The organism is Fodinibius roseus (genome assembly GCF_900129315.1).
GTDB classification, from domain to species: domain Bacteria; phylum Bacteroidota; class Rhodothermia; order Balneolales; family Balneolaceae; genus Fodinibius; species Fodinibius roseus.
In genome coordinates, this window is the sequence record NZ_FQUS01000017.1 from 90,417 (window position 1) to 114,040 (window position 23,624).

The 23,624-nt window shown below is 46.7% G+C and carries 18 protein-coding genes; 4 read left to right on the forward strand and 14 right to left on the reverse strand.

What is annotated here, in order from left to right:
* Positions 1-28: 28 nt before the first annotated feature.
* From BUB16_RS15140 to BUB16_RS15205, 14 genes are all read right to left on the reverse strand, one after another.
* Positions 29-1,066, reverse strand: a complete 1,038-nt coding sequence (locus tag BUB16_RS15140) for an efflux RND transporter periplasmic adaptor subunit (RefSeq protein WP_084088332.1) — start codon at positions 1,064-1,066, stop codon at positions 29-31.
* A 20-nt stretch (positions 1,067-1,086) separates the two neighbouring features.
* Positions 1,087-2,721 carry a TolC family protein gene (locus BUB16_RS15145; protein ID WP_073066303.1) on the reverse strand — a complete coding sequence of 545 codons (1,635 nt, stop codon included), beginning with the start codon at positions 2,719-2,721 and terminating at the stop codon, positions 1,087-1,089.
* A gap of 1 nt (position 2,722) precedes the next feature.
* Positions 2,723-3,394: a TetR/AcrR family transcriptional regulator gene (locus tag BUB16_RS15150; RefSeq protein ID WP_073066307.1), complete on the reverse strand. Its 672-nt coding sequence runs from the start codon at positions 3,392-3,394 to the stop codon at positions 2,723-2,725.
* Between the two features lie 281 nt (positions 3,395-3,675).
* The gene (locus tag BUB16_RS15155) at positions 3,676-4,644 is read right to left on the reverse strand and encodes an aspartate carbamoyltransferase catalytic subunit (RefSeq protein ID WP_073066309.1); all 969 of its coding nucleotides are present in this window, start codon (positions 4,642-4,644) and stop codon (positions 3,676-3,678) included.
* Entirely contained in the window at positions 4,637-5,200 is a 564-nt protein-coding gene (pyrR, locus tag BUB16_RS15160) for a bifunctional pyr operon transcriptional regulator/uracil phosphoribosyltransferase PyrR (RefSeq protein WP_244545710.1), read from the reverse strand. The genes BUB16_RS15155 and pyrR overlap by 8 nt, the downstream gene beginning before the upstream one ends.
* Before the next feature lie 94 nt (positions 5,201-5,294).
* Positions 5,295-6,524 carry a sensor histidine kinase gene (locus BUB16_RS15165; RefSeq protein ID WP_073066313.1) on the reverse strand — a complete coding sequence of 410 codons (1,230 nt, stop codon included), beginning with the start codon at positions 6,522-6,524 and terminating at the stop codon, positions 5,295-5,297.
* 376 nt (positions 6,525-6,900) lie between these two features.
* Positions 6,901-7,893: a flagellin gene (locus tag BUB16_RS15170; protein ID WP_073066314.1), complete on the reverse strand. Its 993-nt coding sequence runs from the start codon at positions 7,891-7,893 to the stop codon at positions 6,901-6,903.
* A gap of 333 nt (positions 7,894-8,226) precedes the next feature.
* Positions 8,227-9,219 (reverse strand): flagellin, encoded by a 993-nt coding sequence (locus BUB16_RS15175; RefSeq protein ID WP_073066316.1) that lies wholly within the window; start codon positions 9,217-9,219, stop codon positions 8,227-8,229.
* Between the two features lie 272 nt (positions 9,220-9,491).
* Entirely contained in the window at positions 9,492-10,472 is a 981-nt protein-coding gene (locus BUB16_RS15180; RefSeq protein WP_073066317.1) for a sulfotransferase, read from the reverse strand.
* A 7-nt stretch (positions 10,473-10,479) separates the two neighbouring features.
* A complete protein-coding gene (locus tag BUB16_RS15185; RefSeq protein WP_073066319.1) occupies positions 10,480-11,472 on the reverse strand; it encodes a sulfotransferase in 993 nt (330 codons plus the stop codon).
* A complete protein-coding gene (locus tag BUB16_RS15190) occupies positions 11,465-12,427 on the reverse strand; it encodes a hypothetical protein (RefSeq protein ID WP_073066322.1) in 963 nt (320 codons plus the stop codon). The genes BUB16_RS15185 and BUB16_RS15190 overlap by 8 nt, the downstream gene beginning before the upstream one ends.
* A gap of 54 nt (positions 12,428-12,481) precedes the next feature.
* Entirely contained in the window at positions 12,482-13,186 is a 705-nt protein-coding gene (locus BUB16_RS15195) for a WbqC family protein (protein WP_073066326.1), read from the reverse strand.
* Positions 13,179-14,270: a DegT/DnrJ/EryC1/StrS family aminotransferase gene (locus BUB16_RS15200; RefSeq protein ID WP_073066328.1), complete on the reverse strand. Its 1,092-nt coding sequence runs from the start codon at positions 14,268-14,270 to the stop codon at positions 13,179-13,181. The genes BUB16_RS15195 and BUB16_RS15200 overlap by 8 nt, the downstream gene beginning before the upstream one ends.
* A gap of 12 nt (positions 14,271-14,282) precedes the next feature.
* Positions 14,283-20,489, reverse strand: coding sequence for an FkbM family methyltransferase (locus BUB16_RS15205; RefSeq protein ID WP_073066331.1), 6,207 nt, complete (start codon positions 20,487-20,489; stop codon positions 14,283-14,285).
* A gap of 531 nt (positions 20,490-21,020) precedes the next feature.
* On the opposite strand from BUB16_RS15205, the gene BUB16_RS15210 reads away from it, so the two are divergent.
* Genes BUB16_RS15210 through BUB16_RS15225 form a run of 4 tightly spaced genes read left to right on the forward strand, consistent with a single transcriptional unit; the run spans position 21,021 to position 23,527 of the window.
* A complete protein-coding gene (locus tag BUB16_RS15210) occupies positions 21,021-21,347 on the forward strand; it encodes a flagellar export chaperone FliS (protein ID WP_073066334.1) in 327 nt (108 codons plus the stop codon).
* A gap of 34 nt (positions 21,348-21,381) precedes the next feature.
* Entirely contained in the window at positions 21,382-22,776 is a 1,395-nt protein-coding gene (fliD, locus tag BUB16_RS15215) for a flagellar filament capping protein FliD (protein WP_073066337.1), read from the forward strand.
* Positions 22,777-22,785: 9 nt separating this feature from the next.
* Positions 22,786-23,124 carry a hypothetical protein gene (locus BUB16_RS15220; RefSeq protein ID WP_073066339.1) on the forward strand — a complete coding sequence of 113 codons (339 nt, stop codon included), beginning with the start codon at positions 22,786-22,788 and terminating at the stop codon, positions 23,122-23,124.
* 43 nt (positions 23,125-23,167) lie between these two features.
* Complete coding sequence (locus BUB16_RS15225) at positions 23,168-23,527, forward strand: hypothetical protein (protein ID WP_073066342.1); 360 nt, start codon at positions 23,168-23,170, stop codon at positions 23,525-23,527.
* Positions 23,528-23,624: the final 97 nt, after the last annotated feature.

Sequence of the window (23,624 nt, forward strand, 5' to 3'; positions counted from 1 at the left end):
TCTCCGTATCTGTAACAATTCTGTTTGATTAGCGGTCCTGCACCGAAAGGGGATCCCCGTCGTTGATATTGTCGTAGCCCACCGTGATCACCTGGTCCCCGGCCTGCAGTCCCTCTTCGACCACGATCGCATCCCCGTAGCTGTTGCCCGTGACCACCGGCTGCTGCCGGGCCACCCAGCCCTCCGGGGTCTCTTCGGCCAGGAACAGGAAGCCCTCTTCGTTGGTCTGCTGTATCACATTGATCGGCACCGTCAGGGCGTTCTCGCGCCGGAAGTCGTTGATATTCAGCTTCGCCAGCATATTGGGACGCACGAGTCCGTCGATATTCGGGATGTAGACCTCGATGCCGAACGTCCGGTTCGCCGGGTCGATCACCCCACTCACCACGTCGATCCGCTTGCTGAGCTCCCGGTCGATGCTTGGCAGCTCCACCCGCACGCTGTCGGTCGTCTCCACCCGGTTGATATAATACTCCGATATCTCGGCCGTCACCTTCAGCGCCTCCGAGTTGGCGATCTGAAAGGCCGGGTCGGCGGGACCGATATTCTCGCCCTCCTTGATCATCACATTGTTGACCGTACCCCCGATCGTCGCCCGGATGGTATAATTGTCATATTGCTCCTGCAGGGTAGCCAGCTGATTTTCCAGCGAGCGCACCTGGGTCTCCAGCTCCAGCAGCTGGATCTCCGAGCCGATGTTCTCCTCCCGGAGATTCTGCTGGCGCTCATAGCGGGTTTCCGCCAGCTTCAGCTGCGATTGCACCTCGTCAATCTGGGTGCGGGTCACTTCGCCGTCCAGCTCCGCCAGCACCGTCCCCTTGCTCACCTGGTCCCCCGCCCGCACGTGGATGCGCTCGACCGTGGCCGTCACCCTGGGCGTGATGGAGATCGTCTTGTCCGACTCCACATTCCCCTGGACATTGAGAAAGTGTTTGAAGGTGGACGGCTGCACCTCCGTGATATTCACGGAAATCTGCCGCTCGCCGTTCGTCTCCGCCTCGGGACCATTGTTACAGCCCCCAATGGCCAGGAGTCCCCCTGCTAATAGCACTAATAATTGTCTCATCGCCTTACTCACTTTATCGTTTATTCGAGTTCAATATTCTTTCTGATCGCATCCGTATCCTCCTCCACATAGGGAACTTGTCCCACTGCCTGATCGTACTGCGCCTTGGCCGACAAGTAATTGAAAACCGTCTGCGCGTAGCCCGTCTCTGCCTCTCTGAGCTGCAGCTCCGCATCGTTGACCTCCTGCTGGGAACCCAGTCCGTTCTGATAGCGTTTCAGGGCCCGCTCGTAGCCAATTTGCGCCTGTTCCAGAGCCCGCTTCCGCGCCTGTTCCACCTGGAACGCCTCCCGGATCCCCTCTTCGGCCGCCGTCAGTTCGCTCTCGGCGGTCCGTTTGGCCTGGTACTCCTGCAGCTGCAGGTCCTTTTGCTGGATCTGCGCCTGCTGTATCGCCGCATCGCGGCTGAAGCCCTGGAACAGCGGAAGCTGCAGCCCGATCATAAACGTCTGCGAGCGGGCCCGCTGCTGCTCCGAGCCGAAAAAGACCGGGGTGCCCGCCTGGGCCGCCGACCACTGCAGGTTGTAGCTGGCCGTCACGCTGGGCAGGTACTTGCTTTTCTCCGCCTGTATCCGCTTCTCCTGCAGCTGCTGACGGATATCCAGCATGCGCAGGTCCCCGCGGTAGTCAAACGCCCGCCGCAGCAGCATCGAGTCGCTCTCCATCGAAAGGGGCGTCATCCGGTCGACCTCCTTCAGCGCCCGGTTCTCCCCGTGCTCCACGCTCTCCGAGCGGATATCGAACCGACTGAGGTCCCCCTCCACTTCCAGTCCCAGGCTGACCGGCAGTCCCATCGTATCGAGCAGGTTGCGCACCGCCTCCCGTTTCGAAAACTCCGCCGAGGTCAGTTCCGGTCGGATATTCTCCAGCTGTACTTCCAGCTGTATCACCGCGTACTCGTCCACCATCCCCTGCTCATACATGGTGCGGGTATCCTCCAGGTTCTCCTCCACGCGGTTCAGCCGGCTCTGCTGCAGCCGCACCTGCTCCCGGGCGATCAGCACCTGGTAGTAGGCCATCCGGGTCTGCGTGACAATGCCCTGGGCGGTCGCGCGCATCCCCTCCGTCTGGGCGGCCTTGTACAGGCTGGAGGTGCTCACCCCCACAAACGCCTGCCCGTTGAACAGGGTCTGCGAGACCGTAAAGCCCCCCTGCCAGTTGTTGTCCGTCCCGAACGCCACCGGCACCAGCGTGTCGGGGTCCCCTTCCGGGTCGAACACCACCTCCGGGATAAAGTTGACCGGCACCTCGAGGTTGCGGGTGTAGTTGGCCGAGGAGGTCACTTCCGGGAGCACGTTGCTCCAGGCGGTGCGCACCTGCTGGTCCGCATCCCGCACCGACAGCAGCGAGCGCTTGATCTCGGTATTGTTGGCCAGCGCTATCTGTATCGCCTGGTCCACCGAAACGGCCTGCGGCTGACCCCTGATCTGCTCAAAGGTCGTCCGGTCCGTGCTGTCGGGCTGCTGGGCCTGCGCGGAAAAGGTCCCCCCGCACAGCAGCAGCGCCGCCAGCAGTCCCATTGTCCTCCTCATCATCATACGTACTTTTTGTGCAAACATAGCCTTTCGCTTCTGATAATAACTAAAGATATAACGGTTGCGGAGCTCTTCTACGATCACCGCGGGACAATGTTTCAGGAAATGACCCGCAGTCATGTTATGACTCCTTTTTGTGTTTCCCCGAGGCGATCCCGCTGGACAGCAGCGCCAGGTAGCTGTCAAAGAGAGCGCCGGTATCGATCTCCATCTCATCGAGCACCCGGAAATAGTGGCCCTCCCCCTTCATGTGAGTCACGGTGGTAATGCCCCGCGTGCTGGCCCAGAGCACCATCGCCAGCTCCCTCGGGTCGTACCGCTCATCGATGGTGCCGTCCTGCATGCCGATCTGCAGGGCCCGGATGATAAAGCTGAGCGCCTCGCGCCGGTTCTCCTCGCACTGCCCCGCAATGTCGCTCTCGCGGAGCTCCTCCACGTCGCTCATCGACTCGTAGTGCATAAACGCCTTGAAATAATCCGGGTGCTCCTTCACAAAATCCAGGTACAGGCGTCCGAGCTTCCGAACCAGTTCCAGTCCGCTGTGATCGTCCCCGAGCGCCCGGGCGAACCGGCGGTTCAGCATATCCGATCCGCGCAGGGTGATGGCCGTGTACAGCTCATTCTTGCTTTTGAAATAGAGATAGAGCGTGCCTTTGCTCAGCTCCGCCTCGCGGGCGATCTCCTGCATGGTCGCCTGCTCAATGCCTTTGGAAAAGATCACCTTCTCGGCCGCATCGACGATCACGTTGTATCGCTCTTCTTTTTCCCGCTGTTTTCGTTCTTCGATTCCCATAGAGGTTACTCCGATTAAAATGACTCGCAGTCATAAAGTGACCCAAGGTATGGATTCGGAGGAAAATCTCCAAGAGTTCAGCCATAGATATTATTTATCGGGGGGTTCACAATGGATGGGCGCTACAGGCAGGATGGCCGCCTGCTCCACCGGACTTCTGGAATGCGCATGCGTCCCTGCCGTGGAGCAGTATGGAGATTCCGGTCAGAGTACAGCCGAAATGGCATGGGAGAGATGATGAAAAGCTTTCTACCTTCTACTTTAGACTTTAGACTAACAGCTCAAACTCTCGTGCCGCCGCTGAGCAGGTAGAGAATGGCCATGCGCACCGCCACGCCGTTGGTCACCTGACTCAGGATAATCGAGCGGTCGCTGTCGGCCACCCGGCTCTCCATCTCCACCCCGCGGTTGACCGGCCCGGGATGCATGATCGTAACATCGGGATACTTCCGCAGGTGCTCCATCGTGATGCCGAACAGCTGGTGATACTCGCGGATGCTGGGAAACAACTCCGTCCCCTCGTCCTGTCGCTCCAGCTGGATGCGCAGCGCCATCGCGATATCGCACCAGCCCAGGGTCTCCTCGATATCGTAGGAGACCTCCGCGCCCAGCTCTTCCACAAAGGCCGGCATCATGGTCTTGGGTCCGCACACCGTAACCTTCGCTCCCAGTTTGCGGAGGCCCAGAATATTCGAGCGCACCACCCGGCTGTGGGTGATATCACCGATAATGGCAATGTGTTTTTCCTCCAGTTCCGGATAGATCCGCTGCATGGAAAACAGGTCCAGCAGCGCCTGCGTGGGATGTTCGTGCGCCCCGTCGCCGGCATTGATGATCGCCGCATCCACGCAACGAGTCAGAAAATGAGGTACGCCGGGGCTTTCGTGTCGTACGACCACCATATCGATTTTCATAGAGCTGATATTGCGAATGGTATCTTTCAGCGACTCTCCCTTCTTGACGCTCGAGGATCCCGTGGAGAAATTCACCACATCGGCACCCATCCGCTTCTGGGCCAGCTCAAAAGAGAGTCGCGTGCGGGTACTGTTCTCATAGAAGAGATTCACGATGGTCTTGTCCCGCAGCGTAGGCACCTTCGGTACGGGGCGGTCCAGGATCTCGCGGAAGTACTGGGCCTGCTCCAGGATATAGAGGATATCCTCCCTGGAATAGTCCGATAGCCCCAGCAGGTGTTTATGCTGAAAATCGTACTCGGTGTCGGTATTATCCAATATGAACTCATCACTCATGGCGATCCCCCTCCTCATCCTCCGGATTTTGTACGACGTAGACGGCGTCTTCATCATCCAGTTCCCGAACCTTTACCAGCACCTCCTCCTGCACATGGGTCGGCATCCTCGTGCCCACGTAGTCCGCGCAGATCGGCAGCTCCCGGTGTCCCCGGTCCACCATACAGCAAAACTTGATGCTGCGGGGACGACCGTAATCCATAAGCGCGTCCATTGCCGAGCGGACCGTGCGTCCCGTGTAAAGTACATCATCAATTAATACCACATCACGATCGTAAAGATCAAACGGAATTTCCGTGACTTTCACCTCCGGCATCTTCAGCCGGGTCCGAAAATCATCGCGGTAGAAAGTGACGTCCAGCAGCCCGAAATCAATCTCATAGCCGAACTGCTGACTGATCATTTGTACGATACGCCTGCCCATATGGACCCCGCGGGTCTGCATACCGATAAGCGCCAATTGTTCGGGATGGTCGTGCGGCTCTAAAAACTGGTGGGCAAATCGCAGGTAGGTGCGATTTAAATCTTCGGCCGACATTATTTTGACAGTGTTCAAACGAAGCTCCTCGCTCAGTGTTTTTTTAAGGAGTAAATGTAGGCAATGCTCGAGAGGAACTCAATGTCTTTTATCTCTTATTCCCTCCCTGAAGTTATTTATATACTTTCACCCGGGGTAACCTGACCGTAAATAAGCTACCCTGTTGCAGTTTGCTCGCTACACTGATAGCACCATCCATCAAATTTGCAAAAAAGGAAGCGATATAAAGCCCCAAACCACTTGACAAGGCATCCGCCTTTGACTTGTCCAATTTTACTGAGGGGGCAAATATTTTGGACTGGTCTCTCTTCCTGATGCCTATGCCGGTATCTTTCACAACCACGCGTACCTCATCGGAACACGAGGCTATTTTCACGACAATCCTTCCGCCTACGGGAGTATACTTTATGGCATTGGATACCAGATTATACACAATACGCTTCAGCTTGACTACATCTGCTTTTACAAAAGCAGGTCCCTCAGAAAGCTCAAGGGTAAAATCAATATCTTTTTTTATGGCCTGGCTTTCGAGCAGGTCACATACTTTTCGAACAGGCCAGTTAAGATTCACCTCAACCAAATTCAAACTGATCGTCCCGGATTCAATCTTGCTTAAGTCACTAAATTGTTTAAGCATACCCATGACTTCAGACAACCCGAGGTCAATACGCCTGTGATACTTATTCAGCCGATTATAATTGTCTTGTCCGCCTCGCTTAATACACTCTCCCATCAAATCAACATAACCGGATATAGCGCTTATCGGAGAATTCAGATCGTGGCTTGTAATACTGAGCAGCCTCAGGTTATACTCCTGCTTTTTTTCCAGCTCCTGCTCCCTCTCCGCAATTTGTTGCAATTTCACATCAAATTGCCTTTGCCGGCTCATGATCTCCAGTTCCCTGGCTATCAACACGGAATAGGCGTCGGCCATTTCTCTCAATAAGATGTCATCACAGGATACACCGGATAGCTGGACGGCAAGGTAACCAATAACATGCCCCTTAACTGCAACCGGCTGAAAATAATGATCTCCTCCACCCAGGGGGGTATTGGAAAAAAGAATCTGTTCATCAGACTCCGTTAGATCAGCTTCCTCCACTTCACCCGTCTTTGTCAACAAGACATCCTGGATAAGGCTCAGGTAAAGATAAGCCCCACCGGCGATCGGATTTTTTTCAACAAGTTTTGAAAGGTGTTCCGTGATTGTCGTTTTTCCGTAAAATTCTTCAAAAGCATATTTATATGCCTGATCCAGTCGAATTTTCGAATAACGACCGTATCTTTTTTTCGAAGAACTCGTGCGGTCCTCATCCCGACGGACATACTGCACTTGCTCCATGTATTGTACCCAGTTTTATTTAAATAACAATGTTATAAAAGATAAAAAAAATATGACGTATTAGAAAGGTTATTTATTACAATTATCGTAATAAATAATATTACATGTGGTACGCTGCGTAATCCCCGACCAGACAGCATGCCATTGGCTTAAAGCCGGTTGCAAGCTTAACCGAACCGGTAAATTACAGAGCTTATGGATACTGCACTATTTGAACATCAACCGCATAACGAGATATATATTCGGATTTCTCCTTCCGCTGACCAGTTCACAATGTACCGGACTCCTTTCACTGTCCCCAATAAAAAAATCCATGCCGCCCGTCAAGGCAGCATGGATCGTAAGGGATGTTGCTTGAAGTATACTTTGTTGTTTTTTAGCCGATAAATCCGAGCACCGACTGCGGGCCGTTGTTGGCCTGCGCCAGTGAGGAGGTCGCCGTCTGCTGCAGGATCTGCAGTCGGACCGACTCACTCTGGGCCTTCGCAAAGTCAGTATCCATAATTCGACTCTTCGCCGATTCGTTGGCACTGATCGACTCCGAGAGTGTCTGCTCACGCACCGACAGCGACGACTGGGTAATTCCGATGTCGTTTACGTTTTCCGACATGGTTGTAATCGCACTATCTACCGCATTGATAAAGGAACGGTAATCAGCTGAGTTGGCAGCCGTACCGGCATCTGTCTCAAAGGAAAGAGCTCCTCCGGGATTAGCAGCACCAGCTGTTCCGGCAGGATCGGCATGAATAGCAGACCCATCAGCAACCGCCCCGTCACCATCACTGTTTCCTAATGAATCAGCAGTCGTGCCTCCATCAGTGAACAATTCACCCACATTTACCGCATTAAGGTCCGCTTCAATCGTATCCGACTCTCGCTCTCCGACCTGGAACGTCAGACTAAGGGACCCTGACAACGTTGTGGTATCATCATTACCATTCAGCAGATCATAGCCCTGATAGACCGTCTGGTCAGCAATCTTGTTAATGTCTTCGCCCAGTGCCTCAAGCTGGTCACCAATGAACCCACGCTCATCTTCACCCAGCGTATCGTTGGCCGCCTGCGTGGCCAGTCCTTTCATTTCCACCAGGTTGTCCATGATGGTACCGAAGCTCGATTCGGCGATATCCAGGACCGACTTCGCATCTCCCACGTTCTGCATCGCCTGGCTGAGTCCGCCCACACGACTGCGCAGCTTCGTGGCAATCGAAAAACCGGCTGAATCGTCTTCCGCGCGGTTAATCCGTTTACCCGTCGACATGCGCAGCTGGTTTTCGGCCATCTGCTTGTTAATCTGGTTCAGCGACAGCTGAGAATCCAGCGACTGAATGTTTGTGTTTACTCGGTTTAAATCTCCAAAACTTGCCATAACTTTTTCTCCGTTTTTTGTTGTTGTATAGTTTCTAAAAGTATCTCCATGACAAGGGTATTATCGTTGGACTATGAAGGTTCTTAAGTTTTTTATCAAAAATAATTTGAAATTCCTTTGGAAGCAGACATATTTTATCCGTTCAGTGTCTTTTAAACAGGTTTGCCTTCAATTTTTTTAAGAAGAAAAAGTTCCTATGAACTTTAAAGAAAACACTCTGTACCTAACGTGCAGGATTTTAAATCCGGGTTTAAGACCAATAAAAAATCCATGCCGCCCGTCAAGGCAGCATGGATCGTAAGGGATGTTGCTTGAAGTGTACTTTGTTGTTTATTAGCCGATAAATCCGAGCACCGACTGCGGGCCGTTGTTGGCTTGCGCCAGTGAGGAGGTCGCCGTCTGCTGCAGGATCTGCAGTCGGACCGACTCACTCTGGGCCTTCGCAAAGTCGGTATCCATAATTCGACTCTTCGCCGATTCGTTGGCACTGATGGCCTCTGAAAGTGTCTGCTCACGCACCGACAGCGACGACTGGGTAATTCCGATGTCGTTTACGTTTTCCGACATGGTTGTAATCGCACTATCTACCGCATTGATAAAGGAACGGTAATCAGCTGAGTTGGCAGCCGTACCGGCATCTGTCTCAAAGGAAAGAGCTCCTCCGGGATTAGCAGCACCAGCTGTTCCGGCAGGATCGGCATGAATAGCAGACCCATCAGCAACCGCCCCGTCACCATCACTGTTTCCTAATGAATCAGCAGTCGTGCCTCCATCAGTGAACAATTCACCCACATTTACCGCATTAAGGTCCGCTTCAATCGTATCCGACTCTCGCTCTCCGACCTGGAACGTCAGACTAAGGGACCCTGACAACGTTGTGGTATCATCATTACCATTCAGCAGATCATAGCCCTGATAGACCGTCTGGTCAGCAATCTTGTTAATGTCTTCGCCCAGTGCCTCAAGCTGGTCACCAATGAACCCACGCTCATCTTCACCCAGCGTATCGTTGGCCGCCTGCGTGGCCAGTCCTTTCATTTCCACCAGGTTGTCCATGATGGTACCGAAGCTCGATTCGGCGATATCCAGGACCGACTTCGCATCTCCCACGTTCTGCATCGCCTGGCTGAGTCCGCCCACACGACTGCGCAGCTTCGTGGCAATCGAAAAACCGGCTGAATCGTCTTCCGCGCGGTTAATCCGTTTACCCGTCGACATGCGCAGCTGGTTTTCGGCCATCTGCTTGTTAATCTGGTTCAGCGACAGCTGAGAATCCAGCGACTGAATGTTTGTGTTTACTCGGTTTAAATCTCCAAAACTTGCCATAACTTTTTCTCCGTTTTTTGTTGTTGTAATAGATCGATAGATCGTTCGTTTCGTGCTACAACTGGATTATCGGGATGGGAGAGCCATTCTTAAATTTTTTTTTAAATGTTATTTATTTTACTTAACCACAGGTAAGCAATAAACTCCATTAGAAATGGCATCGAAAATAAAACAATTGGAGTTTTAATATTTTTAAATGGAAATAAGATCCCGGCAGAATTGATACGTAGGGTATTAAATCATTATGCATAAACCGATTCCTTCGGGTTTTGCTATAACAATTGTTGATAAAATATTTTCTTCGCTTCCATATTTTTTACTACCCCGTTTGTTCTCTTTAATTCAATTCTTTCCAGCTCTTTTTTATTTAACAGTTCTACTTCTTGATCCGAAATAGATTTCAATTCTTCCCATTCAAATTCTGTTTCATAATCAAGATATCTCATTTCAAAGAAACAGATCTTTTCTATTATCTTTATTTCTCTTTCTGTCAGCTGATCTTGATATTTTTTTTTATTATCGGAAATAACTGATTTGGATAAGTTATTCCATGCTTTCTGCATATTTGCATTTTGTTGCGTCAATCTATCCTCATGGAATGCCATCATCCCGGGTTCGTATGTCAGCCCTAAGAAGTTAACTAACTTTTGGGTATACTTTTCCGGTTTCGAAATTAAATTTTCATACGTTACCAAATATCCTTTATTACGTTTTTTTAGCTCATTAAAATTCTTGAGGTTATTCTGCTGATCTTTTCGCCATTGTCTGGCCGCTTTTACCACTCCCCCGGGATGCACAGGATTTTTTTTCCACGATAACGCCATATCTCTCGGGTCACGTACTTGATAAATATACTTGGATTCCGAAAAATGAATCAAAAGATAGGGCAAAAACTCGTAAATCTGATTCTCCTTAACAAAGATATGCTGTTTTCCGAATTCTTTTGCTTCTTCAAAGAAAATATTTCTCAAGAGCGAGTTAATATCTCCCCTTGGCGCTAAATCCCTCAGGTCTTTTTTGGTAAAGGTATGCTTCCATATCGAGAAACTTACATCAATAAGCTGAAACAGATCTTCCAGCAATGCCTCCCAGTTTTCTTTCCTGGATAGGGGCTCATAGCGAAATAAATTTCTTAAAACCGGATTAAAAATATGTTTTGTAGAAGGCCCGCATATATTTGAATGGCCGTTTAACAGTTTAGTAATAAAATTACTTCCGGATCGCTCCGAACACATTAAAAAATCTAATGACATAAAAAATTTATTCAGTTACTGTTAGGCTTTTTATAGCCCCCTTAGCTTTGGAAATATCAAATTTGCTGTCCGTTATCGTATTTCGAAGTTCGATAACATTTGGGCCCTGATACTCTTGTTCTATTTTGTATCCCTTTCTATCCAGCAGTTCCCGGATTCGTAAAAAAAGCTGTCGTGGATTCGCACAAAAGTCTTCATAATTGATCGATATTGTATCTCCTTGAGCAGCTTCAAGACCTTCAACTATAGCACGATTTGTATACTTCACTTGGCCGGCTAATTGCTGATACACATTCAGATTTTTTAAAAAAGCATATTCCGGAGGTTTGAATGAATACCATTTATTAATATCGCCAAAAAATTTTTTCCTAGCCGTATACAAAGAATGCATATTATATATCACATCTCTTTGAAGATGAATAAAGACAGCGTTAGTTAAGATTTGTTTTAGATATTCGAGATTCCAATTCAGGATCATACCCTTAAGTAAAAGCGGCTTATCAAATGCCCCTTCCAAGGCAGCTAATTCTTTTACAAAAGATTCGGAATCTACCTGAGATAAATCTTTTTTACTCAGCTTTTGTATTTCATCGAAATCAAAAAAGCGTCTCCAAAAATACCAAAATTCATGGGGCGAAACACCTCCTTTGGTTTTACCCAATGTTGATTCAAATGTAAGTTCATGTCCCCCTAATAGCTCCCTAAACTTGTCATAGTGTACAAATACTTTATGAATTAAAGCTCCAACATAAGGCGCCTTGTAAAAGCGGGATATAATATTACTCGGATATGCGAATAATCCTGTCGACGCCAGCCATTGATATAAAAGGGTTGTCCCACTGCGTGCATTACCCACGATAAAGAAAACCGGGTATCTCGGCTTTTCAAAGTTTTCCGTTAAATCTTGTTCATCATCTGCAAGTGCTTCATTTAGAAGATGCAAAACACTCTCTAATTCATCATTACGTTTATTTTGAGATATCCGATCTTTATTATCCATACCTTTTTGTAATCACATCAATTATATAGTGCATTTCTTTCTCATCATACCTTTGATCAATGGGAAGCGCTATTAAATCATTTGCAAATTGATATTCAATACAATCGTGGGTTGATAAATATTTTTTGACATCAGACCAATACTGCGGAATATAGATTTTTTCCCTTAACAGATCTTTCCTTCCAATAGCTTCATTTCTAAATGGATATATGAGAGGACAATTATAAGACGATTCAGCCAAATCCGACAACTCGTTTCTATCCCCCAAGGCTTTATGGAGAATGTTATAGTTTTCGGCTCTTCGTTGTCTTACTCCCTCGTAATCAATGTTCGATAACAGACGCTCGGAAAGATTGGACATTCGCCTTAATGGGCGCCCGGCAAACCTTTGTTCATTGTCCCGATACTTTTTATATCCAGCCTCAGGCCCAATATCTGTTCGAATAAGCAGATGCTCGGACCGCTCATAAGTTATATCCCGCTCAAAAGCTTCTATATTTGACGCCGGTCCATAGGCATATCCTCCTCCCGGAACTCCAAAAAATTTTCGGGGTGAATAAAAGGTATCGGCTCCCTTTACAGGCCGATCATAAAAAGCCTGGGAGTTATCAATAATCAGATTATTAACAGACCTGTATAATTGATCAATATATGCTCCTTTCAGTCCAAAATAATTTATATAAAGTATATATGAATCCTTGTTTACATCAGGCAAAGTCTTTAGCTCAAGATTCTCATCTATCCGATAAAACTCATAGCTAACATTTAATTCTTTTATAGGCTCTATAACAGCCGTACATACATAATATGGAATATAAATGTGATCGACCTCACGTTCCCGCAATAATAGCCTTAATGCATTTCTCCCACTATTCGTAGTTACAGCATTATCATGATAGGTACCACTTCCACAATCAGATAATTCTAACTCTAAATATCCTCCTATCGCTTTCATTTTCTACATATATTTGATCCTTTAAAACCCATAGTGAAAAGTAATCCACTATTTTTATTGAAGTGTATACCTACCTAATAAACCATCTTTAATCCTTGCCGGCGCATTAAACATCATAACATCAAGTATGGAAAGCCATGGGATAAAGTCTTCCCCGAACTGTTTGTATTCCTGTTTCTCCGCTTTCAGAAAGTGTAAATTTATCCCTCTTTCCTGGAAATACTCTTTTTGATAAAGTTTTTTTCCTCCAATCGGGTTAATTAAATTATCCACCTCCTCTTGCCTACAAATATCAATCAACCGATCAACAGTATCATATTCCTGGTTCTCAAATTCTTGCGAACTTTTCAAGAAGGAACATGTTATTCCCAAGTATTCTGAGCTCTTTTTAACGCTCTGCATTGCAAGTTCATTTATATAGTCAGTTCTTAGTGCTAATACTTGCTTAACTACCTCGTATACCTCATCAAAATACGGAGCATTACTATATGTAAATTTGATCTTTTTTAGAAGTTTCTTTCGTACCCGCTGATTTAACCCATGCTCGATATCTTTTATTTTTTTATACGAACTCACATCCTTGCACGGAACAGTAAAGTATTTAGGATGTCCGTTTATCAATATTCTATTTCTATTTATCCAACCGTTTTTGATAAAATTCACATCATCATAAAAAACAAATTTATCAACGACCTTTATCAACTGGAAATATCCAATATATGGAAAGAAATAAGGTTGCATAACAGTGAGGCTATTCATAAACAACTTCCTTTATATTCTCCTGAATGACAGATATAACTTTTTTTTGCTCTTCCTTTATTAAATCATAGTATAACGGTAAACATAATACGCGCTTTGATATATCATAGGTTCTATTAAGAAGAGGGCCTTCCATATAATCAAGCTCACTCAGACTCGGATAAAAATACCGTCTCGGATAAATCTCATTCTTTTCCAAAGATGCCTTTACCTTCAGCATTACTGTTTCACTTTCAAAGACCACTGGGAAATAGGCATAGTTAAAATTCGCCGCTGGATGAATAGTGATGCCTCTTGCATTCGCATATGTTAAAAAATCGGCATACCTAAGCCACTGGTTTTTTCGAGATACCAAGATTTCATCAATGTAATTAAGAATGCATAATCCCATGGCTGCATGAAATTCCGAATTTTTTCCGTTAATACCCACCCCTTCAAAATTACCGGGGCCGGCATGACCAAAATTTCGCATGCGTGAAATTTTATGATTTACATCCTCATGTCTGGATATTACCGCTCCACCCTCGATCGTATGATAAAGTTTTGTGGCATGGAAGCTTACGGTACTCACATCTCCGTAATCAAACACCGACTTTCCTTCAAATTCAGTGCCGAAACAATGGGACGCATCATAAATCACTTTTAGGTCATACTTATCCGCTATCTCTTGAATAGCCTCCATATCGCAGGGATTCCCGTAAACGTGGGTTGCTATAATTCCCGAAGTGGTATCAGTTATAGCATCTTCTATAAGATTCGGATCTATATTCAAGGTGTGTTCATCTATATCAACAAATACCGGCGTACACCCTTCCCATACGATGCTGCTGGCTGTTGCCACATACGAATAAGGAGTAGTAATAATTTCACCTTTTAATCCCAACGCATTGATCGCTATTTGTAAAGCAATAGTTCCATTGGATACAAACAATAAATGTTCTATATCCAGATATGCTCTTAATTTTGCTTCAAGCTCCTGAACAAGCGGACCATTATTTGTTAAATACTCGCGCTGCCATATTCCTTCAAGGTATTCTTCATACTCGGCACGGGGCGGCATAAAAGGCTTGGTTATAGGAATCATGTTAGTATACGTTTATTTATTCTGTAACTTAGTATTCATTTTCCTTAACAATAATCGGCAAGAACCTTCTTGGGTGTACCTGCTGTCCATAACCTTTTTGCCACTATCTGCGATTTCCTGAAAATCTATTCTCTCTGACTGCAATAATTCTCCAAGATTGGTTTCCTTGTCGACAAAAAGTAAGTGTTCTTTGTTATTGAATCTTTTAGAAAGACCGGGGATTCGGTCAGTAATAACACAGCATCCCCATCTCATCCCGCTTTTTACGCGACCGTGCAGATAATCCGGGTAGGTAGGATTGCAGTTTAATACAATTTTTGAGTCAGCATATAAACGATCCAAGTGCTCGGCGGTAACTTGTCCGATCCATTGTATAGAAGACTTCGAGTGTAACTTGTTGTATCCGTTTGCCTGTTTCTTATCAGCAGTAATTACGATGTTAAATTTATCTGACGACAAGTCACTAAGCTGTTGAAGCATATCAAACCGCCTTCTGTGGCGCACATACTGGTCCACCAAATGAAGCATCTTCATCCAACGATAATCTTCTTCTGTTTTCTCTCTGCTAAACTGATAAGTACCTCCAACTACGGAAGCATAACACTCTTTGAAAACAGAAAGAACAGATTGATCATATATCGACTTCATTTCCCCCATTAATACTTCTCCTACAGAAACAATATTTTCATCCAGCTTAGATATCTCTTGAAGAATGAGTGCCGAATCTGCATAACCTGCGTTCAGAGCCCAAGGTATTAGGACATCGATTTCTCTTTTTTCCAATTTTTTTTGGGCTTTTTCCTCATCGACCTCAGTTACGGGAGGGAAGAAATCGATAGTAAAAGAGGGATTTGTCCCCGGACCCAAAACATCAAGTTCATCAAGTATGGCTTGATCTTGAGAATAAAAAATAGTCTTAGAACCCATCTTTTTAAGACGTTGCCACATAAAATCGGCAAAGAGATGATCCCCCAGCATAGCGAAAATATCTACATTTAAAAGATCAAATAAATTGGCACTTTGTACACGGTCAATCATTACCCAGGAAGGGTATCCCATAATTCCGGAATGAATTGCATGTCCGGGCTCTTTGCTAATTTGTACGATTTTCTCTAAAAAAAGAGGGTCTGTCAGATACAATATTTCTGATTTTACGCCTTCATTGCGGGTTTTTTCAGCTAAAATAGCAGCCCGCTTATTATGCAATCCATAAGCCATATCTGCATTCCCCGGCGCCAGATAGCTAACTTTTTTTAAAGCACTATACTCTGAATCATTAATGGTTTTAGTTGCCTTTGTATTTGAAGTGAATTTTTCGGGCCAGCTATATATAACATTATCCAGATTATCGTACATTGCATGCACCAAATGATATGACGTTTTGAGAAGCTTATTTTTCCGATTTTGACCGGCAGGAGGTTTTATATAGTCATGCCGTAAAACAGCATCCGGAAAATAGATCAATTTTTCTCTTTCATAGCCCCGGCTATAGTATCTGTAGCTTAGCTCCATTCCCTCATGGTACACCAACAGGCTGTCTTGCCAACCATCGATGTCAAAAAAAGGCGTTGAACGAAAAGAGGTATTACCTTCCAAAAAACATACTGCGGGTTTTGTCTCCGACCCGAGGTAATAGTGCCAGGGCGTTTTGCCTCCCTTATTTTTTGGCAAATATACGCCCCGAGCCACATATGCATCCCTTCTGGCATAAATACGTTTGTGCGCCTGCAACAGACCCTCTTCTGGGATACCGTCATCATCGATAAATAACAAGTAGCTTCCCTCTGAAAAAAGGGCGCCAAAATTACGAGCCAAACACGCACCCGCATTCTGTTTTAAATGAATCAGTACATCGACATATTTATTTATTTTTTTAGTTGCACCTTCACTCAGCCCATTATTAACAAAAATAACTTCCGTTTTTTTATCTCTTTGCCTGTGGATCTCCTTCAGGTTCTTCAGGACTTCCGTATTCATCTTGTTACTGACCACAATTACAGACAGCTCAGGTACTCTAATACTGTCAAATACTTCTTTATAGTTATAGAAGTAGGAATAAAGTGTTTTTTTAGATTCCCAACCCTTTTCATGAAGCTGATGTATCAACTCTGAATCAATCTTTATTGAGTCATGATAATCTATTGATTGCAGGGCATGGACCATGATATAAAAGGCCATACTATCGGTACCATCCCGATCAATCCTATCCTGACACTCCCTCACAATTTTTTCCCTGTGGTCCGCAAGTTCCCCATTTTGTAATTTATCGGCTATAGCTACGGCTATATTTGCTTTCTTTCTGCTTGTAGGTGTCTGCCAAAATTTTCGCGGTATAATTCTGAGAGGCGTCCCCGAATCAAATGAATTGTCAAATTCATTTGTATAACCATTACTGATCAGAGATCGGTCATTCTTTTTTTCTTTCCTATGTAATAAGTTCGCATTATTGCCCAGACTTTTTTCAATTTTCTTAAACTGTTGCTCCGTTAAATTCAGTTTTTGTTTTAAAACTACCAATCCAAGTCGCCTATTGATCCAGGCGGTCACTTCCGGGTTCCCCTCCAACGCCTTCAACATCTTTTTCTCTTGCTCTCCGCTCATATAGGTCGACGGATCTTTCAGTATAATCCAGGCTTCTACAACACGCACCGTCAGCCATTTGGAGAAATCGGTCTGAATATCTGTGTCATCCTGTTCCGGCAGCGGTGGAAGAAAGGGCAGCAGGGGCTCCACTTTATTTCCGGAGTTTACCGTTTCCATCAGTTCTTTTATCATCTCTACGGCCTGAGTTCGTTTACCCAGCTGATTCATTACGCGAACATAGGTCATAGCCACCGAGACGCCTGCTTTACCGCTGTTAAATAAGCCAATCAATTGTTGGGCAGCTGCCAGCATGGTCGCTCCTTTGCGCGACCGGGAATGAGCATTGCCTGCACTTGTATCCATCTGCTCGGCAGCACAAATCATATTCAGTGCCTTCATATATTCTTCCTGTGCTCCGGAAGAAATTTTCTCTTCCCAGTCATCCATCAGGGAATCCGTCCACGGCGAGATGCTCAATGTTTTTTTCCATACTGTCTTCTCCGGCTGTTCGGGAGTTGCCTCTTGATCAAAAATCCATCCCGATTCTTTAAATTCCTTGATCCGATTTTCTTTAATAGCGACTATATTCATTAAATAGGGATCAACACCTGCTTCGGGATCGTGCTCAGCCAGCAGCGCGGGGCCCGGAATATATTCATACACCACATAGTTCATTTCAGTCAGCTGATCTCGCAGTCCCGCGAAACTTTCATCACTCTCTCCAATAGATGCCAATACAACGGGGTGAGCTGCCTCAAGTGTTTTTGAAGCCCCCTGCAACACCTCCGTCTCCATGCCGTTGACATCTATCTTCACAAATTCTATGTCGGGCTGGCCCGCAAATGTCCACCAGGCATCAAGAGTGGTGACAGAAATATCCTCTTCACCATCCTCATCAATAGTGTTAAATTCGGAGCTTTCGGCATTCGTTAACCTGCCTTTACCAATTTCCTGTCCGAGTGCCCGCTCTATAATCTCCAGTTGATGGAATCCATTTTCTGACTTGCTCATCTCCAAATGCCGTCTGGCTACCGCACCTGGCTCAAAAGCATATACCGCTCCCTCCCCGCCTACTTTTTTTGCCATGGGTAAAGTGAAAGCGCCGAACGAGGCCCCCGCATCTACCACCTGCATTCCGGGCTGCAGGTACTGCCGGATAAAATCCAGCTCCGGTTCAAACCACTGTTCCTGCTCCAATAGCACATAGGGAGTGAGCATCTCAAGATCTGCAGGCGTACAGATCGTCACATCGTCTTTCGTTTTTATGTAATAGGTTTTGTCTTGATGACAAGTCATGTCCTGCTGTCGACCATTCCTTTGTTGGTGGGCCTGCTGACCGTTTACCGCTGTTTTTGTCATCATTTCCTCTGTTGCTACAGGTTGTTGCAAATCTTTATCTTGCGGCTGAAAATCATTGGCCTCTTCCTCTCTTATAGCCTTATTGGCATCGTCTTCCTTTATCATGATAAGAGGAGTGGTATCAGGTCCGTCAGTCAACTGCTCAATCTCTTCTTGAGATAATGGTTCGATCTCAATATGATCCTGCCATTCTTCCAGACCATTCGTATACCCATCGACCCATTGCTCCCACATACGGCGAAAAGCCACCGAGAGGTGCGCGCCAAATCGTTTGCCATCGCAGACGGGTGAATGTAATATCTGTTCCCTCAACCTTTGTCTCGTTGCACCCAGCGTATCCCGGTCTTTTGCCAGCGCCACCACCTTTTCGGTATATTCCACCCAGCTATCCGTCACCCATTGCTGCAGGCCGGCATTTACAAGATGTGTGGTCGAGTGACGCCCTGCGAAAGTAGGTCCGGGCATCGTAACTACGGGCACCCCCATATAAAGGGCTTCACAGGTCGTGAGTCCCCCTGAATATGGCCAGGGATCAAGGGCGATATCGAGACTGTTATAGGCCGCAAGGTGCTCGTCATGGGAGGTATGTCCCTGAAATTCAATGCGATCGCCGGAAATTCCCTCCTCTGCCATTACCATTGTTATTTGATCTTTGAAAGAGGGGGTATCGTACTGCTTGCTTTTCAGAAACAGGCGGCTCCCGGGTATCTCCTGCATAATCCCCGCCCACTGTTTCAATACGACCTCATTTACTTTTGTGGGATTGTTAAAGCATCCAAAAGTGATATACCCATTTTTTTCGGCCGGCAGCTCACCCACTTCCGGAGCGTAGGCCGGGGGCGTAAACGTGATATAATCATCCGGCAGGCGTACCAGCTTTTCGGTATAGTACGGCTCTTCTCCTTCGGGACTTTCATGCCAGTCGCTGATCAGATAATCAAAAGCTTCAAGTCCGCTCGTATTAAATAATCCGCCAACCCACTTCACTATGATGGGCGCCGGTTTTCGTGACATAACATCCAAACAATTATCGGCAGAGTGGCCGGACAGGTCCACCAGTATATCCAGCTCGTCCTCACGAATCAGGTTCTCAATAACATCCGGATTGTATCCCACGACCGATCGCCACGTATCAATATTCTGGTGGATGCGCCGGGTAACAAAATCATATTTATTATTTGTCGTATAACAATACAACTCAAAACGATCTTCCGTCAGCTGCTCCAGAGCCCCGGCGATCATCCAGCCGACGGGATGGCGACGAAATCCACCCGATACAAAGCCGATTTTCAACTGTTTATCCTTTTCTGTATTGGGAAGAACGGTAATCGCACGGTCCTCTTCAGGAATAAATTCTCTACCTAACCGCACGTGCTCCTTGAATATATATTCTCTGCTGTTTTCGGGATTGTAATGCAGTCCCATAAGGTAGTTGGAAATAGCCTTTTTCGGATCCGCCATATCTTCAATAGCCCGGCGGTAGTGCTTCTGGGACTGTTCAAACCGGCTTACCTCCTGCAGGCACAAAGCATAATTAACCCGAAGTATGCCATTGCGAGGCTCCTCCTCAAGTAATTGCTCATATAGATCAATGGCTTTATCATAATCTCCCTGCGATTTATAAAGCTCTGCTTCGCTTACCTGAATAGGAGTTTGGGTGCTATGCCTTTCCTTGGCTTCCCCAATACAACGTAATGCTTTTTCATAATTACCCTGCTTTTTATACACTTCTGCCTTCTCCAGAATAGCGTGCTTGTGATCTTTCTCAATCTTCAAAGTGATATCAAATAGTTTCAGGGCCTGCTCCAGATCTCCCTGGTCCCGGTAAATTTCTCCAATCCTAAAAGCGACTCCGGAATTTTTAGGATCCAGCCGGTTGGCTTTCTGATAACACTGCAGAGCCTCCTCGAGCTTGGCCTGAGCCCGGTACACCGAACCCAGGTTCAGCCATCCTTTCAGGAGATCCTCTTTCCTCTGCACCGCCTCATTTCCATATTTCTCGGCTTCTTCGAACTTTCCCAGGTTATAGTAATTCACCGAGAGCATGTGATAGGTTTCCGGCTGCCCGGACCCAAGTTTTATGGCCTTTTCCAGATATCGCATTGAGGATGCATGATCCCCTTTCAGTGATAGCGCAATCCCCATCATGTGATTGGGCACCCATCGATACTCTTTCTGGATTTCATTGCTTTTTAAAACGGTGCGAAGTTCGGCTATCGCCTGGTTGGGCTCTTCCCATTCCAGGTATTTTTGGGCTTGCTTAATCTTTTTTTGCACAGACTATGCTGTTCGTTGCTGTTCTGTTTCAAATATCACCTATCTATTTTGCAAATAAAGTGCCATCAGGTCTGTTGCCTTCCATATCCGCTCTAATGGGTGATTATGCGTGTAATTTCTTGTTGACGCCGGAAATTATTTCTTGCAAGCGGGAATATTTGGTAGCCCGGTCCCCGGGAGAAGGCATGCCGTAGACGTTTTAGCGAAAAATATCTGGGTACTTCACCGGCGCCTGCCTGTGCGGGCCAGCCGCTGAATGCACCCTATATTTTCGAATGATTCCTTTCCAAGCGTTTGTTGACCCGGGTATGGGATGCTTTTGTGTCACAATATTTCAGGAGAGGTCCCTCTCACTCACGACGGGTTCCCCAAGACTGCAGGATCAGCGGCAACTCTGGCATATTTTTTGAATATTTCTACTCTATGGGTATCCTGATAATGCCGGCCAAACTTTTCACTTAAGTTTTTTTAGTCTTGGCCGATAATAGCGATACCTGGCTATTTTAAACGTTTTTGTTAAATAAACCATCTATGCCGAATCCACAGCAAATATATCAACGACAGGCAGTAATGAATGCTTCACCACTACGGCTGGTGGTAAAGCTGTATGATCTCGTCCTGCAGGCTACTTACCAAAAAGACGCAGAGCGCGTGAAGGATGTCCTTGCCACCCTCATCGAAAGCTTAAACTTTGACTACGAGCCCGCCGGTGAGCTTTTTCAGCTCTATCAATACTGCCAGGACCTGGCGCGAAAGGAGGAGTACGAGGAGATAAGAGAAATACTGGAACCCCTGAGGGATGCCTGGGAAGCGGCTGACAAGAAGGAACAGCCAAACGGGGACAGCGTCTCCGGTTAAGCTATATGGTACAGCAAACTAAAATAGTGATGACATGAATTCCATTAGCAGTCTCATACAGCAAACCAATCCCTATGAACAGTTTGTTCAGCAGCTGGTACAGATTGAAAGCCAGAAAAAATTTAGGCTGGAAGACCAAAAGGATACGCTCAACAAGCAGCAGTCTGCCCTGAGCGACGTCAGCTCTGTAATCTCTGATTTCACGAACAAGATTGATGAGCTGACCAGCGGCACGTCCAACAGTTTTAATCCCCTGAAAGCGACCTCCGGTGACGAGGGGGTGGTACGAGTGGATTCCATAGCGGGGATGGACGAGCCGAATAACTATGATATTACGGTACATCGCAAGGCAAACAAAGATATCATGCTGTCCAATGTAATGGATGGGGCGGCGACGGGTCTTGCGGCAAGCGGCGACGGTTCGGTGGATATTACCATCGGGGATAAAACAGAAACGATTTCGGTCACGACCACCCATGATGACGGGACGGACAAAACCAATCAGGAAGTGTTGGAGTCGTTCTCAACGGCCATCAACGACCTGCTGGGGGTGGAATCGGACAGTGATGTGTTTGAGATTGACAACGACGGCAACGTACAACTTTCTATTAAAAGTGCCGAGACGGGATACGACCAGCGTATCCAGTTCAGCAACGCTTCCGGAGCACTTGCCGATGTTACCACGAATATGAGCCACCTCACGGATCCGGCGCAGCTGGATAGCGAATTTACCGTGGACGGTATTACCTTCACAAGAGGCCAGAATACCGTGGATGATGCCATCTCGGGGATGACGTTTACGATCCTCGATGACCCCGGTACCACCGAACAGATTTCAGTGAATAAAGATGTGGAGACAGCCAAGAATAACATTGAAGAGTTTATTTCCACTTTTAACGAAATGAATAAGAAGATCCGCAGTCTGACCTTTATCAACGGGGAAACCGGCAACAAAGGGCCCCTGCAGGGCATGCGATCCATTCGAAACCTGACGCTCAACCTGCGCCAGACAGCTCTGACGGACATGTCAGCTGCTGCGGCCGGGGAACTGGATAACCTGATGGATATCGGTATCGGATTTGAAAATGACGGTACCATGAAAATTGATGATGCCGACCTGCTGGAAGATGCTCTTACGAACCGTCCCGATGAAGTAAGCAAATTGTTTACCGATGAGACGTCCCCCGTCACGGCCATGTATAACCAGGCCGAAACCTATACCCAGGCCAGCGGCGTTATATCCTCACTGGAAAGCGGGCTGGATCAAAAAGTCGACTTTCTCGATAATCGTATCGAATCCGAAAATAAATATTTGGAACGGTATGAGGAACAACAGAGACAACTTTTTGCGGAACTCCAGCAAATGCAGACCGAAGGACAGAATCAATTCAACGCCATCATGAGTTATCAATCGAGCTTAGGCTTCTAATAAAAAGATATGAAGTCATTTACTATACATCTTCGCAAGCTTGTCAGAATTAACCGGAAGATCATACAGGAGCTTCACAGGGATGAAACTTCCGTTGCTTCGCTGCGCGAAGCGTTCGACAAACGGGCCCTGCATAGCCGTAAAATGGGTGAGCTGATTTCTGACGTTAACAAGGATATGCTATCCGATGAGGAATCGGCTGTCATCCAAACGCTCTTTGACCAATTTAGACGACAATCAAAAAAAATTCAGGACGCGCTGGATGTGATTATCGACCGCACAAGGGAAAGACTGGGTGATGCGGTAAACCAACGAAGGGCTGAAAAAGGTTATCAGTCTTTAAAATGAGCAGAGAATTCAGTAACTTTAAACAGAACTGAACAACGATATCATGGATATTAATAAAATAGAAAACCGAGTCAGCGGAACAAATCTCAATAAAACGGACGCTGCCTCTGAGGGAAAAGAATCCGCCGGATCCACAAAAGATAGTTCCGCACCGGATACGCCCGTAGACAAGGTTTCCATTAGCGACTACCCTTTCCGGAATAACGATGAGCTGTTTGCCAAGCTTGAATTGGAAAAACTAAACGAATCTTCTTCCGGCCGGGTTCAGGAAGTCAAAGCAGCGTTGAATGAATATATGAGCGCCTCCGAAGTTTCTTCGGAAGCCGCTGGCGAAACAGAACTGGGACAAAAGATCAATGATCCGTCCGTCTGGGGAGAAATCGCCCATAAAATTCTGCAATAACTTGAAGTAGTCACGATGAAATCTGACAGTTTAGTTAGATTAGGAGATGCAACCAACTAATCACTAAACCCAGATTCACCATGACTACCCAAGATAA

Excerpts from the sequence above, each read along its gene's own strand:
- BUB16_RS15140 (WP_084088332.1), bottom strand. The coding sequence starts at position 1,066 with ATGAGACAATTATTAGTGCTATTAGCAGGGGGACTCCTGGCCATTGGG.
- BUB16_RS15145 (WP_073066303.1), bottom strand. The coding sequence starts at position 2,721 with ATGACTGCGGGTCATTTCCTGAAACATTGTCCCGCGGTGATCGTAGAA.
- BUB16_RS15150 (WP_073066307.1), bottom strand. The coding sequence starts at position 3,394 with ATGGGAATCGAAGAACGAAAACAGCGGGAAAAAGAAGAGCGATACAAC.
- BUB16_RS15155 (WP_073066309.1), bottom strand. The coding sequence starts at position 4,644 with ATGAGTGATGAGTTCATATTGGATAATACCGACACCGAGTACGATTTT.
- BUB16_RS15165 (WP_073066313.1), bottom strand. The coding sequence starts at position 6,524 with ATGGAGCAAGTGCAGTATGTCCGTCGGGATGAGGACCGCACGAGTTCT.
- BUB16_RS15170 (WP_073066314.1), bottom strand. The coding sequence starts at position 7,893 with ATGGCAAGTTTTGGAGATTTAAACCGAGTAAACACAAACATTCAGTCG.
- BUB16_RS15175 (WP_073066316.1), bottom strand. The coding sequence starts at position 9,219 with ATGGCAAGTTTTGGAGATTTAAACCGAGTAAACACAAACATTCAGTCG.
- BUB16_RS15180 (WP_073066317.1), bottom strand. The coding sequence starts at position 10,472 with ATGTCATTAGATTTTTTAATGTGTTCGGAGCGATCCGGAAGTAATTTT.
- BUB16_RS15185 (WP_073066319.1), bottom strand. The coding sequence starts at position 11,472 with ATGGATAATAAAGATCGGATATCTCAAAATAAACGTAATGATGAATTA.
- BUB16_RS15190 (WP_073066322.1), bottom strand. The coding sequence starts at position 12,427 with ATGAAAGCGATAGGAGGATATTTAGAGTTAGAATTATCTGATTGTGGA.
- BUB16_RS15195 (WP_073066326.1), bottom strand. The coding sequence starts at position 13,186 with ATGAATAGCCTCACTGTTATGCAACCTTATTTCTTTCCATATATTGGA.
- BUB16_RS15200 (WP_073066328.1), bottom strand. The coding sequence starts at position 14,270 with ATGATTCCTATAACCAAGCCTTTTATGCCGCCCCGTGCCGAGTATGAA.
- BUB16_RS15210 (WP_073066334.1), top strand. The coding sequence starts at position 21,021 with ATGCCGAATCCACAGCAAATATATCAACGACAGGCAGTAATGAATGCT.
- fliD (WP_073066337.1), top strand. The coding sequence starts at position 21,382 with ATGAATTCCATTAGCAGTCTCATACAGCAAACCAATCCCTATGAACAG.
- BUB16_RS15220 (WP_073066339.1), top strand. The coding sequence starts at position 22,786 with ATGAAGTCATTTACTATACATCTTCGCAAGCTTGTCAGAATTAACCGG.
- BUB16_RS15225 (WP_073066342.1), top strand. The coding sequence starts at position 23,168 with ATGGATATTAATAAAATAGAAAACCGAGTCAGCGGAACAAATCTCAAT.